Here is a 17445-nt window from a genome sequence, read left to right as displayed (position 1 = left end):
GATCCCACACTGACAAGCTATTCTTCTGCTCCTACGAAGAAGGCCTGAGAAGGCATCAAGTACAGATGCGTTCTCAGGCCTATATGGATTGAGTAAAATATATTAACCTAGCCTATTATAGATACGGGTTCTCGCTCTTCGCCTTGAGCACATTCCAGCGCCGCTCTACTTCTTGCTCGAACGACTGCAGCGCCTCCGCATTCTCCGGCTTGCTCATATGCTTCGTCTTGCCCATCATAACCAGCCATTCGAGTAACGGAACTTTCTTATTCTTATCCTCCGGATTGTACGTAATTGTTGTAACCCCTTGTTCCACTTCATACAACGGGAAGAAGCAGGAATCTACGGCTGCATTGACAATCTGTGTGCCCAGCTTGTCTTCGGACAGCCAGTTAAGAGGACAGGTAATTAAAATTTTTCCGTATACAAGCCCCTCATTCTGAGCATACCATTGTGCTTTAGCCGCCTTCTTAAGCAAATCCTGTGGGAATGCTTCACTGCCTGTGAAGACATATGGAATGTTCGTTGCCGCCATAATTTGCGCGGTATCCTTATGATGGAACATCTTGCCCGCCTGCACCTTGCCTACGTTAGAGGTGGAAGTGCGGTGGCCAAGCGGAGTCGAATATGACAATTGCGCCCCCGTATTCATGTAGCCTTCATTATCGTATTCCAAAATAATCATCTTATGATTGCGCAGAGCCGCTCCAATCGCCGGCCCCATACCGATATCCATCCCGCCATCGCCTGTAATCATCACAAACGTGAAATCATCTGGCAGGTTCAGGTGATCCAGCTCACCGCGCCGCTTCCGTTCCCAGAACATTTCAACGACTCCGGACAGCGTTGCTGCCCCATTCTGGAACAGGTTGTGAATATATGTCGCCTTGTGGGCAGAGTAAGGATACCCGGTTGTGACAACCATTGCGCAGCCCGTATGGAACAGTGCTACAATATCCCCCTCGATCCCCTTGAAGAACAGCTCAAGACCGGAAAAGATGCCGCAGCCTGGACACGCGCCGTGGCCTGGAGCAATTCGCTTCGGCTTCTTCGTCAATTGGCGCAGCGGCGGAACGCGAACGCTTAGCTTGCCGGACTCCTCATCCTGCTTCACCGTAATTAGCCCTGTCTTCAAATCTTCATATTTCATCGGTTCAATGACACGCTGCGGGGCCTTGGCTGGGTCCCCAGGCGTATGTCCATGGTAATCGAATGGCTTCTCGACATACCCCTTCTGTGCTGCTTCAATGGCACACTCGAACAGTGCATGACCATCCTCAGCATAGAAATCCTTACCGCCAAGCCCGTAAATACGGCTGATTATCATCGTATCACGGTTACCATGCGTGAACAGTGCTGACTTCACCTCATTGACCATATTGCCGCCGTGACCGCCATAAGAATCAGCACGGTCTCCCACTGTCACGACTTTAATATGAGCCAGCGCATCCGCTATCTCCTTCGCTGGGAATGGGCGAATGATGTTCGGCGATATGGAACCGGCTTTAATTCCCTGCTCCCGAAGCTGATCGACGACATCCTTAATAATTTCCGCCGCGGAATTAAGCAGGAATACAGCTACTTCTGCATCCTCCATCCGATATAAATCCAGAATCGGATAATCTCGTCCCGTCAGTGCAGCATATTCGGTGCGGATGCGGTCGAACACCTCTTCTGCCTTATACATAGCCATGGACTGCTGATAACAGTTATTAATATAATCCGGCTCGTTCATATAAGGCCCTACCGTGATTGGATTATTGCGATCCAGTGTATCAGCGAATCCGCGCACAGGCTGTTCGCCAACGAAGCGATGTACGTCTTCTCGCTTGGCGAAGGTCTGAACACGCCGCTTCTGGTGCGAGGTGAAGTAGCCATCGAATGCAACTAGCACTGGAAGCCGAACCTCTGGATCCTCTGCAAGCTTAAGCGCCATAATGTTCATATCGTACACCGCTTGTGGATCTCGGCAGAGCAGAATCGGCCAGCCTGTATTCAGTGCGAAGTACAAATCCGAATGATCCCCATGGATGTTCAACGGACCCGATACGGAGCGGCACACTAAATTCATGACCATCGGGAATCGCGTACCTGATTGGACAGGCATTTGTTCAAGCATATACATGTATCCGTTCGCACTCGTCGCATTGAATACCCGTCCACCTGCAGTCGAGGCTCCATAGCATATTCCTGCCGATCCATGCTCACCGTCTGCTGGAATTAGCTTAATGTCATGCTGTCCGTTTGCCTTCATCAGATCAAGGAATTGTGCCACTTCTGTTGATGGCGATATCGGAAAATAGCCCATAACATGATAATTAATTTGATGTGCGGCATATGCAGCCATTTCATTGCCTGACTCATACACCATCCGCTGCTCAACCGTACCGCCGGTCACTTCTTTTTCATACTCAATTGCCATAGCTACTCATCCTCCTTACCTTCTATCTATCAATGGCGTTCAGCCAGCTCGAACATATGCGGAACACGATGTTCATCCGCATATCCGTCCTCTTCCCGCTCATCGGTCAATGCTTCTGTAGGACATGCATATACACATTTCAAGCAGCCTTTGCAATATTGATAATCAATGCCTTGGAGGAACATTTGCGGTCGACCCTTCTTGTCCGGCTGTTCTTCCCACACAAAGCAAAAATCAGGGCACACATTATCACAGGCCGCGCAATGAATACATTTATCTGAGGCAAAGTGCGGCATCATACCGGCACGAGAGATGCTTAGATCCTTCAAGATGGAGTTGCCTGGATTCACGACGGTACCGCCGATAGGCTGTGTCTCATAGCCAAGCGCTGGCGTATCCCAACGAATTGGGTTCGGCAGCAGAACTCCCTCCGGGAAGGAAAATGACTGGAATTTCACTTCATCATATCCACGTTGGAACGTATTCAGCGCTGGCTGAACCGCCCCCGGATATTTTTTCTCCAGTGATTTGCGAATAACGCTCTTCATTTGCTCCGCATCCAAGAAGTCGCATAAGCGGAACAGCGCACCGAGCATCGCCATATTCACGCGATTTTTCTCTTCCAATGCAATTCCGATTGCATCGACCACCGCGATGGTTCCACCCGGCAGCTTCAGCTTCTCCTTCAGTTCCTCAGGAGATTTGGCAGAGTTGACGAGTATGAGGCTGTCCTCATATATGCCGCTCGTTACATTGACTGTCTTGTATAAAGACTCATGAAAAACACCCACGATATGAGGACGTTCCACTGGTGTCGTATCCCTGATTAGCGTTTCTGGCATACAGAACCGGATGTGCGCCTTAACGGGAGAACCCTTTTTCTCTGATCCATATGAGGAAAAGCTGACGCCGTTCAAATCGCTGCCGGTAACTCCAGCTTCCGCCAGCATTTTGCCGGCCAAATTCGCTCCAAGTCCCCCGATTGACTCCAATCGGATTTCAAAAAAACCTAGATCATTTACTTTAGGCAGTGTAACCATGTAGGCACTCCTTTCCTAACTGCTCCTCCCCTACGGCGCTTACAACGCTGGGAGCAGAACCTTTGTCGTTATGTGCAGCTGTCTCCTAGACAGATAGAACCGAAAATGGTGGAGGTTGTTCGCATCGTCCGCATTGATTTGCAGGATACAGGTTAACTCAGACTGAATTCGGGCAGCAAAATACACCACTTTACCCGCACTAAATGTGACGAACCAGTTCTAAGTGATCTGCGCTGCACCACGAATGCACCACAAATGAAACATTGGGAACTCGCACTTGTTACGGTATGACAAAATGGTAAGTCTGATGGAATGGTACAAAGTATGATTTATGTCACTAATGACTAAGGGTAAATTGACCAATCGATGAAATGTGAATAATGAATGACTGCAATCTAATAGAAAGAAAAGACTAGACAGCCCAGATGCGTGGTAATGTGAGAATGAGAATCCAATAGATCCTTGAAGGTTGAGGTGAAATGTCGAGCAATGACATGCATGATCATGCGCATACGGATTAGATACCGTGTGCCGAAGTAAGATTTGATTTCAAAAAGTTATAATCTGTCTCAAATAAAGGCATGTGTCATAGTTCGTAACATATATGCTAGAGGTCTATTATGTTATGACTGTCAGGGCTCAATCATGCCTAATTGAATCCATTGCAAGCGCGCGAGCCGATGATAAGCAGCTCTCTCAATGATGGGGAAATGCTATGTTTCTATCCATAAAAGGAATATACCAATGCTAGCAAATATCCGCAGCCCCAGATTCAGAAGGAGTACGGTTGTCACGGTTATTACGAATCAAATTACGCACCACAAAATGGTAGCGGTTGCAATTGTCATCTCCCTTCTTTTCTTGTAGAAATGTGCTCTATTACGGCTTATCATACCCCTATATTTGCCAACTAGTCAACTGAATTAAGCAGTCTTAACTAGCTGCAAACAATGGGCACAATTGAAAGCGTTATTTGTGATTAACATCACAATGTATGCTTACCTTCTATGTTACTTTGAATCTATAAATGACAGCTAATGAGCTCGCCGGCTTACGGTGCCACATTCAAATAGAGATCCGTAAACCGACTACACCTAGGTAAGGAGGGAATCATCATGCGGGAGCACCTTAGTATCCCCACTGCCCCCGGATGCGGGCCGTCAACGTTAACGAAAAGTGGAGAGACGTTCGGCTTAAATTTGCGATTTCTACTAATTGTATGCGTCTTTGTCGGCAATGCGATTGAACCACTCATCATGCGCATGCCTGAGATGAAAGCTATTTTCCTTTGGATTTTTACATTCCACATGCCTTTATTCGTGTTCATCACAGGATATTTTGCACGCAGCAATCTAAACGGTGCGGTAGGTATTCGTATCCTGAAGCAAATCGCACTTCAATATATTATTTTTCAAACGATCTACTCGCTGCTTGATTATCTTGTGTTTCGCGTACCAGGCATCAGTCATTCCTTTTTCATTCCATATTTGCTGCTCTGGTTCTTAGTCGGCCATCTATTCTGGAGACTTATGATGAAAATGTTCACGCGTTTTTCGATAAGTCATCCACTGCTTATCTCCATTGTATTAGGATTTCTAGTCGGCTTTCTGCCGCTCCAGGGCGCGTGGCTCGGCATTTCTCGTTCGGTCGTCTATTTGCCGTTCTTCGTTATTGGGTACACATTCTCTTATGAGCGATTTCGGGCATGGCTGACACCGTTCGTGCGGTATATAGGGGTTGCCATATCCATGGCGCTGCTTGTCGTGCTCTATATGATGTCTGAGCCTATCAATCCTATCTGGTTCATGAATCATATGACCTTCCATGAGCTTGGATGGACACAGTCCGGATGGCTTGCCCTATTCAACCGTACCGTTATCTACTTGACGCAAATAGTTGCTTCCGCTGCCTTCTTGGCTTGGGTGCCAATACGGCAAACTCATTTAACGAACTTAGGCAAGCGAACTTTATACGTGTTTCTCCTCCATGGGCTAATTATTCGCTTCGTCGTGCTGACAGGTGTATATGCCCATATTACGTCAGGCTGGAGCGCAGCACTGCTGATCACGGCGTCTATTGCCGGTGCTGTTCTGCTGGCGCAGCCACAGGTTACGGCATGGCTCCATCCGATTATTGAGCCGAAGTGGGATGCGATTGCTGGATGGATACGCCATAAGCTGTTCCGCGCGAAAATCAAGCACAGCTAATCGATTATTCTTGTTGTCACATACGAGCTGGTTTCGGCTCACAATCATTGTCCAAACACCGCGAGAATCTGCATTTTTGCATGCTGTTTTCTTGCGGTGTTTTTGTGTGTGCAACAGCGTGTTCGCCTAGAATGGATTGGTAGATAAACCCCAACAGTTGTGATAGACTACTAAGAAACCCATTGGCAAGCACTAGAAAAAGCCATTCAAAAGTTCGATTTTATGTAAGAAGTAGAAAAATAGGACTCGTCCCGCGCGACGGGAAGGACATGAGATGGAGGTTTACCATATGACAGCCAAAAAGATGCGCTCAGACATGATTAAAAAGGGCTTTGATCGCGCGCCTCACCGCAGCTTGCTGCGTGCCGCAGGCGTTAAGGAAGAAGATTTCGACAAGCCGTTCATTGCAGTATGCAACTCGTATATCGATATCGTTCCCGGTCATGTACATTTGCAGGAATTCGGTAAAATTGTAAAGGAAGCCATTCGCGAAGCCGGCGGCGTTCCATTTGAATTCAATACCATTGGCGTCGATGATGGGATTGCCATGGGCCATATCGGCATGCGCTACTCGCTACCAAGCCGTGAGATTATCGCGGATTCCCTTGAAACCGTTGTATCCGCACACTGGTTCGACGGTATGGTATGTATTCCGAACTGTGACAAGATTACACCAGGTATGATTATGGGAGCATTGCGCGTCAACATCCCGACTGTATTCGTCAGCGGCGGGCCAATGAAGGCTGGTAAGGATTCCAACGGCCGCTCCATCTCCCTCTCCAGCGTGTTCGAAGGTGTTGGTGCTTATCAAGCCGGCAAGATTGACGATAAAGGACTTCAAGAATTGGAGCAGTATGGTTGTCCAACATGCGGATCATGTTCCGGCATGTTCACAGCCAACTCCATGAACTGCTTGGCAGAAGCACTCGGAATTGCACTTCCGGGCAACGGAACGATACTTGCTGTAGCGCCTGAGCGCCGTGAATTCGTCAAGAAATCCGCGAAGCAGCTGATGAGTCTCATTGAGAAGGACATTAAGCCGCGCGACATCGTAACAATGGAAGCTATCGACAATGCCTTTGCCGTTGATATGGCCATGGGCGGCTCCACGAATACGGTGCTTCATACGCTTGCTATCGCAAGAGAAGCTGGCTTTGAATATCCAATTGAACGTATTAACGAAGTAGCAGCGCGTGTGCCTCACTTGGCCAAGATTGCGCCTGCTTCCGATTATCATATTGAAGATGTGCACAACGCTGGTGGAGTCAGCGCGGTTCTGAACGAACTGTTCAAGAAGGAAGGCGCCCTCCACGGCGAGTGCATTACCGTAACAGGCAATACATTGCGTGAGAATGTGTCGGACAGCCCAATTCTCGATACCGATGTGATTCACACCTTGGATAACCCGCACAGCGAACGCGGCGGCTTGGCCGTTCTGTTCGGCAATCTGGCTCCGGAAGGCGCGATTGTTAAGGTCGGCGCGGTTGATCCGTCCGTTGGCGGACATCACATGGGCCCTGCAATCTGCTTCGACTCCCAGGACGAAGCATTGGCTGGTATAGCGAACGGCAAAGTCAAGGAAGGCCATGTAGTAGTCATCCGCTATGAAGGTCCTAAGGGCGGTCCAGGCATGCCTGAGATGCTTGCTCCAACCTCGCAAATTGTCGGCATGGGCTTGGGCGCTAAGGTAGGTCTGATTACAGACGGACGCTTCTCTGGCGCTTCCCGCGGCATCAGCATTGGTCACATCTCGCCTGAAGCAGCAGAAGGCGGCCCAATCGCCTTCGTTGAAGATGGGGATATTATTGAACTCGACCTTAACAACCGCAAGATCGAGCTCCAAGTATCCGATGAAGAGCTTGAACGACGTCGTGCTGGTTGGAAAGGCTTCGAGCCGAAGGTGAAGTCCGGATATCTCGCCCGCTACTCCAAGCTCGTTACGAATGCAAGCCAAGGCGGTATTTTAAAGATCTAATTCTATTTTTAATACGTATTGTTGCAATAAGGAAGCCCGCTCTGCTATACCGAGCGGGCTTCTTGTTCTGCAAAAATAAATTGTAGGCTAAACAATGCTCGATCCAATCCCGATCTTCATGATGATAGTTTTGATTATTGACATGCAATATTATGTTCTATAGATTAGTTGTACAACGCCAGAGGAGAATGTTCTTGTATGAACCAACTTTACATTCAACATCTGTTTTATATCCATAAACAATGGTTTCCCTTCACCCAAAATAACAGGGTGAACTGATAATCTGAATTCATCAACAAGACCTAAACGGATAAAAGTTGTGATAAGACTTGCTCCACCATACAGCCAGATGTCTTTACCAGGCTTATTCTTTAATGCCTTTACTTCTTCAAGGATATTGTCATTTATGAATATCGCTTGATTATCAGTTCCTTTTTGCGTCTTGGAGAACACATACTTCTCTTTACTGTGAACGAGTTCCCACATTTCTTTTTCAGCTTCCGTACTTTCGCTTTCCGGCGTAAATTGTCCCCATAAATCATAACTTTTTCTTCCATACAAAATCGTATCAATTTGATGTAAGAAATGAGTAAATCCCATCTCAGCGTCCATCATGCACCAATCTACTTCCCCATTCTTCCCTTCAATAAAACCATCTATCGTAACGGCTAAATCAAGAATTATTTTTCGCGCCATAAATGGCCTCCCCTTTCATTGATTTGTTTCCCTCATTATAGACCTTAATGATGTCATCCTCTGTCATATTAATAAAGGAAAGTTCTCTCTGCCACCGTACGCAAAACAGGCTGCCTCATCTTGGATGAGACAGCCTGCAAATAACGAGAATTATTCAAATTAGACCAAATGGCAAGCAACCTGATGTCCGCCGCCCATATCACGATACTCCGGAACCGCCTGCTTACAGATGTCTGTCGCAAACGGACAGCGCGTATGGAACTTACAGCCGGATGGCGGATTCGCCGGGCTTGGAATATCCCCTTGCAATACGATCCGATCAGGCTTGCGTGTTGGATCTGGTACAGGCACCGCAGACAGCAATGCCTTCGTGTACGGATGAAGCGGATTTCTGAACAGCTCATCACGAGGAGCCATCTCAACGAGCGAGCCCAAGTACATAACCCCGATACGGTTGCACAAATGCTCAACGACCGACAAGTCGTGAGAAATGAACAAGTACGTCAGGTTCTTCTGCTCTTGCAGATCACTCAGCAAATTGATGATCTGTGCTTGAATCGATACGTCGAGCGCCGATACCGGCTCATCCGCTACGATAAATTCAGGGTTCAGCACCAAGGCGCGCGCAATCCCAATACGCTGGCGTTGACCACCAGAGAATTCATGAGGATAGCGATCGATATGGTAAGGAGCCAGACCGCAAATCGTCAAAATTTCTTTGACCCGATCACGCACTTCGTTCTTCGAAGAAATGCCGTGGTCAATTAAGGCTTCACCGATTGCATCGCCAATCTTGATACGCGGGTTCAAGGAGCTGTACGGATCCTGGAACACAAGCTGCATCTTGGGACGCATACTGCGCAATTCCTTTTTCGACAAGTCATGAATCTCTACGCCGTTGAACAATACTTGTCCATCCGTCTTGTCGAGCAGGCGAAGAATGGTACGACCTGTAGTTGACTTACCGCATCCAGATTCCCCTACGAGACCAAGCGCTTCCCCTTTATTCAAGCTGAAGGACACACCGTCAACCGCACGAACATGGCCTACCGTTTTAGATAAAATACCGCCTTGGATGGGGAAGTATTTTTTCAAATTGTCTACTTGTAGCAACGGTTGTTGACTCATTGTACGTCCCCTCCCTTTTCATACAGCCAGCATGCTGTCTTATGTTTGTTGTCATACACCTTAAGCTGAGGCTGCTTATCCGTACAGATGGACATGCAATGCTCGCAACGATCATTGAAATAACAGTTTTCTCCGAGTTCAACAGGGTTCGGAACCTGTCCCGGAATCGTATATAGACGCTCCATACGCTCATTGATGACCGGCTTTGCCTTCAAGAGACCTTGTGTATATGGATGCTTCGGATTTTTGAAGAGCTCAAGCACAGGAGCTTCTTCAATCACTTTACCTGCATACATAACGACAACATGGTCAGCCATTTCCGCTACGACACCAAGGTCATGCGTGATCATCATAATCGCCGTATTGAATTCCTTTTTAATGTTGCGCATCAAGTCCAAGATCTGTGCTTGAATCGTTACGTCGAGCGCTGTTGTCGGCTCATCCGCAATGAGAAGCTTCGGATCACAGCTAAGCGCAATCGCAATCATAATCCGCTGACGCATACCACCGCTAAGCTCATGCGGGTATGCATCGAAAATTTGTGCCGCGCGTGGAATGCCGACCAGTTCAATCAGATCAATCGCGCGTTTTTTGGCTTCCTTCTTCGTAACGCCTTTATGCAGCAGGATCGGTTCTGTCAGCTGTTCCCCAATTGTAAATACCGGGTTCAGAGACGTCATCGGCTCCTGGAAGATCATCGCGATTTCGTTACCGCGAATCTGGCGCATTTCACGTTCCTTAATTCCAAGCAAGTCTTTGCCATTATATAAGATTTGCCCGCCCTCCACTTTACCTGGAGGAGAGACAAGACGCATAAGAGACATCGCTGTTACGCTTTTTCCGCATCCGGATTCACCAACGACGCACAGCGTTTCTCCTTCTTTAATTGAGAAGCTGACATCATTGACCGCTCTTACGACGCCACTGCTAGTATAGAAATTCGTCCGCAAATTGCGAAATTCGATCAAGTTATTTGACATAACGTATCCCTACCTCTTCATTTTCGGATCGAGGACGTCCCGCAAGCCGTCACCAATGATGTTAATCGAAATTACAGTCAAGAAAATACATACACCCGGCGGAATCCACAACCATGGACGCTTCTGGAAATCAATCAAGTTGTTCGCGGCCGTAATCATGTTCCCCCATGATGGTGTCGGCGGTACTACCCCTAGACCCAAGTAACTCAATACCGACTCTTGCAGAATTGCACCTGCAACCGTCAATGTCGCTACGACGATAATGATCGGAATCGTGTTCGGCAACAAGTGGCGGAAGATTTTGCGGCGGTCACGCAGACCAAGCACTTCTGCCGCTTGCATGAACTCCTGTTCACGCAGCATTAAGATCTGTCCGCGCACGAGACGGGACAAGCTCGGCCAGCTCATGAATCCAAGCAAGAACATAACCACGTAAATCCGCTTATCCGGCGGAACCTTCATATCCGATAGAACCGCACCAAGAATAATCAGGAGCGGCAAACTAGGAATCGACATCATAATATCTGCTAGACGCATGATGATGGAATCAACCCATCCGCGATAGTAACCTGCAATCGCGCCAAGCGTACTACCGATTGTGACAGAGATAATCATCGCCACGAGTCCGACGATCAAGGAAACGCGGCCTGCGAGCATAACCCGCAGCAGGATGTCGCGTCCCAGGTTGTCCGTACCAAGCCAGTGCGTAGCGGAAGGACCTTTATTTTTCATTGGGCCCATCGTATCCAATGAATACGGCGAGAATAGCGGGCCAATAAAGCAAATGATGAACATCAAAAGTACAACGACAATTCCGCCCATTGCGAATTTGTTCTTGCTAAGTTGCTTAAATGCCAACCTCCACGGGGAAGCAGGCTTCGTCTTCGAAGCAGCTGTTGCAGCTGCAGAGTTAGTAGCAGTTTGAGACACGAGCTTTTTCCCCTTTCTATTTCATGCGTACACGTGGATCGGCCACGCGGTACAGCACGTCAGCTAAGAAGTTACCGACTACAGTGAGCAATGCCAAGAACATCGTGAAGCCCATCAACAGGAAGTAGTCACGCGACGTGATTGCTTCCAGGTTGATGCGGCCGATACCCGGCCAGTTGAAGATTTTCTCTGTAATCATTGCGCCACCGAACAATCCCGGAAGCTCGATACCCAGCAATGTAATTGCAGGCAGCATTGCATTGCGAAGCGCATGTTTGAAAATAACCGTTCTTTCTTTCAAGCCTTTTGCACGTGCAGTACGGATATAATCCTGACGGATAACTTCCAGCATGCTCGTACGGAAATAACGAGTAAGTGAACCTACACTCAGTGCAGTCAGTACGATGACTGGCAGCATTAAATGATGAACCAAATCCCAGAAGTGCGCCAATCCGGTAGCTTCACTTCCGGAGGTGTACATTCCGCCAACAGGGAATATTTTGAAGTCGACAGCTAACGCTTTAATTGCATATAAGCCAACAAAGAACGATGGCAATGACATTAAGGCAAATACGAGAAACGTAACTACCCCATCAAAAAATGAATATTGCCTGATAGCAGAAAATACACCGACAAGAATTGCTATTGCCCATGATAAAACTAATACGATTGCAGCGATCATAAAGGAATTCCACATATAGCGATTAAGTACTGTTGTAACCGGTTGCTTATGCTGTATCGACATCCCCAGATCTCCCTTGAGTGTGTTGCTCGCCCAAGTGAAGTAACGCTCAGTAAGCGGCTTGTCCAAACCATGAATCGCTTTAAGTTCAGCAGCGCGCTCTTTGGAGATAGTCGGGTTCGAATCGATAAAGTTACCCGGTGCCAATGCAAACACGGCGAACAGGATAACGGATACCCCTATTATCGTAGGAACCAATTGTAACAGCCGCCGAATGGCGTATTGCTTCATAATTATTCCTCCTAGCTTTATATAAGCCTAAATGCCCAGCCCGGAGGCTGAGCATTTTGCAGGCATAATTCATTTGCCTTGCGGCTATTGAATTTGCAATTGTGGCAAGCTGTAAGTGAAGTTGCGGTATGGCGACATATCGAAGCCTTGCAAGCGAGCGTTGTTCGCCCACATATCACGACGTTGGTACAAGAAGATGTAAGGAAGATCCTCATTCAACTCTTTGTACAACTCTTTAAAGATTTCTTTGCGCTTTTCTGTGTCGACCATTGCTCCAGCTTTCGTGAACAACTCATCAACCTTCGGATTGGCATATCCAACATCGTTCTGGGAACCGCCAGACTTGAACACATTTTCTCCGGATTGCGGGTCTGGTGTTAAGCTCCAAGCCATGAACATCATGTCGAAATCGCCTTTTTTACGCTTATCAACCGCTGCATTGAAGTCCATTTGCTCTGCAGTGAATTCAATGCCAAGCTCTTTGTAGCTAGCTTGCGCAAGCGGAATAATCGCATCATTTACAGGGTTTGGTGTCATAGCTGTGAATGTAATCTTGAATTTCTTACCGTCTTTTTCACGAATGCCGTCTGTGCCGACTTTCCAGCCTGCTTCATCCAGCAATTGCTTCGCTTTTTCCAAATCGAAATCGTACTTATTCACATCATCTGTGTACGCCCAAGATACTTTGGATTGCGGAACGTTCAGAACGTCTGCATAGCCTTGATATACGGCATCAACGATTTCCTTACGGTTCAGACCGTATGTCAATGCTTGGCGAACACGCTTGTCCTTGAATTGGTCATGCTTGTGGTTGAACGCAATGTAACCATAGCTGTTCGCTGGGAACAGGTTAATATCCAAGTAGCCGAATTCTTTCAACTGCTCGATTGTATCTTTGTTCACAGTAATGAAGTCCATATCTGTCTCGCCTGCTTGCAGCAATTGAATATTGGTTTCTTCTGTCGTAAACTTGTAGATCAATTTTTCGATCTTCGGCTTGCCTTGGTAGTACAACTCGTTCGCTACCAAAATAGCTTCTTGACCCGGCACGAACTTCTCAAGCTTGTACGGACCGTTGCCGACTGGTTGCGTAAACGTATCTTTCATGTAGCCCAAGCTGCCTTGCTTGTAGTCTTTTCCGTAAATTGCTTTTGGAAGTACCCCTACAGAACCGATTGCAGAAAAGGCCAATGCATTCACTTCTGTCGTTGTTACTTGAATTGTACGTGGATCCAATACTTTAATGCCTTCGATGGATGTTGCTTTGCCTTCTTTATACTCTTTGCCGCCCTTGATATGAGCGTCCTTAATAATGTCGGTAGGACCGTCATAGGACTTGTCGTGCAATACAGTCAAGCTGAATGCTACGTCGTCCGCAGTCAATGAAGTACCATCGCTGAATTTCAAACCATCGCGCAATGTGAACGTGTATACAAGGTTGTCAGAAGAAATTTCCCATTTCTCTGCAATACCTTCCTTATAAGTACCATCTTTGTTCACTTCAATCATGCTGCTGAATACCGAAGTATTGACAAAGTTATCGTACGTAGAGTCTGCAAACAATGGGTTGAAAATACCACTTGGTGCCGTCATACCAATAATCATGGTGTCCTTGCGGTTCTTCGCAAGCTCTGGTGATAAGGATGCATCCGAAGCTTTAATCAAGCCATCGGTTACCAATTCTTCAGCCGGTTGTTCTGTATTTTGGCCAGTAGTCTTGTCTGTACCCTCAGAGGAATTCCCGCCTCCGCAAGCAGACAGAATAAGTGTCAATGACAACAATAAGCAAATCATAGTGCTAAGACTTTTCTTCACAACATTCTCCCCTTATTTCTTAGATGACATTTATAATTAGTATAAAAGTTGTATACATATTACCTAGTTAGCTTCGAATGTTCGGCTATATACTCTTTTATAGAACATTGGTCAATAAAATAAGAAAGAATGACCAATTCCTCAGCAAGAGACGAATATTTTTTCATAATACTACTTGATAATTTCGTATTTGTAAATGCTTATGTCAGCTTTACCTTAAAAGATTTTAATTTTCGTTCGATAACTTTTTTTTATCAATCATAGGAAAATCGTCTCAAAAAATCAAACTATTTTTATACTAAAAACGGAAATCTGATCCTATTTCACTATATTGTATCCCCTCAGTGGATAACTGTCTACTTATTCCTCTCAGAATGTGCATTTCTGCATTTTTATTTTCTTGCATAAAAGTTGCATAAATACTCATTCCGTTAAGGAGTACAAAAAAAGCTCTGAAAAATGAACAATGTCATTTTTCAGAGCTTTTAAATCAAATGTTATTATTTGGTAAATATATCGAATTATAACGGATGCGCCACATTCTCTACTTTCTTATCGACGAGCACAAGCCGCTCAGAAGCGTTCGCATCATATGCATAATTTCTATCTCTTCCATAACGCGATAACAAGGTTTCTGTCGACATAATAATCAACTTCGGAATCATCTGTTCCGCTTGCTGCCTCAATCGATTTTGTCCCTGTGGATGAATAATGCTCATCAGCAGCCGCAAGTATCTCCGAGACACCCAGGAGAATAATCCTCTTGGCAAATCTCGTACCGTAAATCCGAATTGCTCGGGTCCCCGGTGCATCATGCTTACTCCGTACAATGCTTTCACATTCGCCCGTAAATTCTGATCACTTAGCAAGTAATCAGCAAGCTCTGGCAGCGTACGTTCTACGGAACGTATCATCTGAATTGCAATTTGCATCGCACTCCTCGACCGATGACCAATATCATATAATAGTCGATTGTCGAAATGCAGTTCCAGCACCAGGTCATTATGCTTCAATTCTACTCCGTCATCTAAGACTACGGCCTTGCCATGATACGGACGAACACGGAAATGAAACACAGGCTGTTCATGGTTCGTTGTCTTCAACGCAAAGACGGAGTGGAAGGCTTTCTCATAGAGAAACCAGAGACGTACGACCATGCGTCTAAGCAAGCTTGGATTCTTCATCCGGGCTTGATCGGTCAATCGAATGAGCTCATCGATACGGACACAGCGCAGCTCGCGCTTCTCCGCTTCGTCTAGAAACCGTTCCAATGCCGCCAGCATATTCGCTGGCGCTTCCCGATCTGCCCCAAGTGTAAGGCCGCAATCATGCAGCAGCAGAACTTCCCCACCCCGACATCGCTTCATCATACGCCGATACAAGCGTTCAGAGCCGAGCTTCTTCCGCCAATCCCCGAATAGAACAGACCACAATATAATTTGCAAGTGACCCAATCTGCCATAATCGAATAGATTGACAATCCCCCAAGGCGGTCGATAGTAATTCGATCGTTTGCCAGTTACTGATTCAATAATGTCTGACGTTTTACGGATTTGTCGTTTCACCGTTTTTGGACGCATCAGCCAGTTGGACTTATGAACATAATTGTGAATACCGATAAGATGACCCTCATCGTGCATTCGCTTCAGCACGTCTGGATGCTGCTCTGCGTGGATGCCAACCACAAAGAATGTTGCCTTGGCATTATATTTCTTCAATAGGTCTAACAGCTGAGGTGTATAGATCGGATCTGGACCATCGTCGAATGTCAATGCCAGTTCCCGTTCTGCACGTCCCTTCTGGAAGACACGAAATCCAAACAGGCGGCTGATTAAGCCAGGGAGAAACGCATAAAACGTCAGGATGTAAAACCCCCATAATAAAATGAATTCTACCATCCCAGTTCCCCGTTTCTTATTTACATAATAAAATGCAACGTTCTCAAGCTCTTCAGACTTGAACATATACGTATACTTACTCTACGTATGAACTGTTATTATTGTAACATAATGAACAAAGAATAGGCACGGGAAATCGTTTCGTGTACAATGATTATCATATTGTTATTTGGTGAAAAGGAGTCTGTTCTATGATTGCATTTTACCGTAAGTATTGGCGGACAGCATTTGATATCGCCTTGTTGATTTTGACTGCATATTTAATCATGTACACGTTTAGCTACTTGTACTCGATAGCCGCCCCTATTTTTCTAGCCTTCATCGTGTTCATGTTCATCGAACCGCTGGCGGCATTTCTTCACCGGCGGGGTATGCGGAAAGCTATCGCTTCGGCCATCTCCGTCTTATTGTTCGTACTTGTCATTCTAGGAGCTATGTTTGGACTCGGTTTTATTCTCGTGCATCAAGCAATCGAGCTGCAAGACAAGCTGCCTACCTATATTAAGGCAGTTCAGAGTGAATTGGTGAACATCGCCACATACTTGCAGAACCGGTATGAATCACTGCCGCCTGATGTATCTGGCCGCATCAATGAATATGCCGGCAATGCGGCCCAGCATATTTCCGAATTTATCGTCGGATTGCTCAGCCTGCTCATTAAGCAAATAACGTCCTTCTCGACGTTTACGCTGAACTTTGCCATCGCGATCATCCTTGGCTATTTCCTCAGCATCGAGATTGATACTTGGCGCAGAGTTGCCCGCAATAAAACGCCGCGCACGTTTCTTAAAGCCTACATATTTCTAAAGGAAAATGTTCTGAAGGGGTTATCTGCTTACTTAAAGGCTCAACTGAAGCTGATTTCCGTTACCTTTGTCATTGTGTTTATCGGTCTGCTTGTACTTGGCGTGAGCAATTCCTTCTTAGTCGCTTTATTGTCGGCAATTTTTGATTTACTGCCGCTCTTAGGGATTCCATTTATCTTTATCCCTTGGATCGCTTACCTGTTCATTATCGGGAATACATCGCTAGCCATTGGACTTGCTGTCGTTATGGGCGTCACCCTTCTAATCCGGCAAATTCTTGACCCTAAGATTACGGGAACATCGCTTGGGGTATCCGCATTTACGATGCTGTCCTTCATGATCGTGTCCATGTCCTTGTTCGGGGTTATCGGCATCGTCATGTCCACCGTCCTCTTGATCTTAATAAAAGCTCTTTACGATCAAGGTTATTTAAAACGTTGGATTCGTATGCCAAAAGAAGAATTTGTATCTGGACATCCATTTGACAATACTTCTCCAGATCAAAATGAGGACAATAAAGATAACGGAGAACCAAAGAACAAGTAGAAACCATGATACCTTGTTGATATGAAATA

12 protein-coding genes are annotated in these 17445 nt (G+C 46.4%); 3 read left to right on the top strand and 9 right to left on the bottom strand.

Translation table 11 applies throughout. The features are described from left to right. Positions 1 to 115: 115 nt before the first annotated feature. A complete protein-coding gene (locus tag ABN764_RS16855; protein ID WP_021256983.1) occupies positions 116 to 2422 on the bottom strand; it encodes a thiamine pyrophosphate-dependent enzyme in 2307 nt (768 codons plus the stop codon). Between the two features lie 29 nt (positions 2423 to 2451). Continuing rightward, on the bottom strand, positions 2452 to 3462 hold the full coding sequence (locus ABN764_RS16850; protein WP_174811571.1) for a 2-oxoacid:acceptor oxidoreductase family protein: 1011 nt from the start codon (positions 3460 to 3462) through the stop codon (positions 2452 to 2454). Between the two features lie 1115 nt (positions 3463 to 4577). Here ABN764_RS16850 and ABN764_RS16845 point away from each other — a divergent pair. Continuing rightward, a complete protein-coding gene (locus ABN764_RS16845) occupies positions 4578 to 5669 on the top strand; it encodes an acyltransferase family protein (RefSeq protein ID WP_268625930.1) in 1092 nt (363 codons plus the stop codon). Between the two features lie 289 nt (positions 5670 to 5958). Then, positions 5959 to 7644: a dihydroxy-acid dehydratase gene (ilvD, locus tag ABN764_RS16840; protein ID WP_142543393.1), complete on the top strand. Its 1686-nt coding sequence runs from the start codon at positions 5959 to 5961 to the stop codon at positions 7642 to 7644. Between the two features lie 150 nt (positions 7645 to 7794). On the opposite strand, the gene ABN764_RS16835 is transcribed toward ilvD, so the two are convergent. The 7 genes from ABN764_RS16835 to ABN764_RS16805 form a co-directional block, all read right to left on the bottom strand. Then, positions 7795 to 8340, bottom strand: coding sequence for a dihydrofolate reductase family protein (locus ABN764_RS16835; RefSeq protein ID WP_446672577.1), 546 nt, complete (start codon positions 8338 to 8340; stop codon positions 7795 to 7797). A 159-nt stretch (positions 8341 to 8499) separates the two neighbouring features. Next, positions 8500 to 9468, bottom strand: a complete 969-nt coding sequence (locus tag ABN764_RS16830) for an ABC transporter ATP-binding protein (RefSeq protein WP_072730376.1) — start codon at positions 9466 to 9468, stop codon at positions 8500 to 8502. Further along, positions 9465 to 10448, bottom strand: coding sequence for an ABC transporter ATP-binding protein (locus tag ABN764_RS16825; RefSeq protein WP_021256989.1), 984 nt, complete (start codon positions 10446 to 10448; stop codon positions 9465 to 9467). Before ABN764_RS16825 ends, ABN764_RS16830 begins: the two co-directional genes overlap by 4 nt. Before the next feature lie 9 nt (positions 10449 to 10457). Next, a complete protein-coding gene (gene opp4C, locus ABN764_RS16820) occupies positions 10458 to 11378 on the bottom strand; it encodes an oligopeptide ABC transporter permease (protein WP_072730375.1) in 921 nt (306 codons plus the stop codon). A gap of 16 nt (positions 11379 to 11394) precedes the next feature. Further along, positions 11395 to 12351: an ABC transporter permease gene (locus ABN764_RS16815; protein WP_044353996.1), complete on the bottom strand. Its 957-nt coding sequence runs from the start codon at positions 12349 to 12351 to the stop codon at positions 11395 to 11397. Between the two features lie 84 nt (positions 12352 to 12435). Continuing rightward, positions 12436 to 14166 (bottom strand): ABC transporter substrate-binding protein, encoded by a 1731-nt coding sequence (locus ABN764_RS16810; protein WP_446672576.1) that lies wholly within the window; start codon positions 14164 to 14166, stop codon positions 12436 to 12438. 521 nt (positions 14167 to 14687) lie between these two features. Further along, positions 14688 to 16064, bottom strand: a complete 1377-nt coding sequence (locus tag ABN764_RS16805) for a polysaccharide deacetylase family protein (protein ID WP_268625933.1) — start codon at positions 16062 to 16064, stop codon at positions 14688 to 14690. 191 nt (positions 16065 to 16255) lie between these two features. Between ABN764_RS16805 and ytvI the strand changes: the two genes are divergently transcribed. After that, positions 16256 to 17416, top strand: coding sequence for a sporulation integral membrane protein YtvI (ytvI, locus tag ABN764_RS16800; RefSeq protein ID WP_174809474.1), 1161 nt, complete (start codon positions 16256 to 16258; stop codon positions 17414 to 17416). The last annotated feature ends 29 nt before the right edge of the window (positions 17417 to 17445 follow it).

The sequence above is a fragment of the Paenibacillus wuxiensis genome (assembly GCF_040195695.1).
GTDB classification, from domain to species: domain Bacteria; phylum Bacillota; class Bacilli; order Paenibacillales; family Paenibacillaceae; genus Paenibacillus_B; species Paenibacillus_B suaedae.
This window is presented reverse-complemented; position numbering and strand designations above follow the sequence as displayed.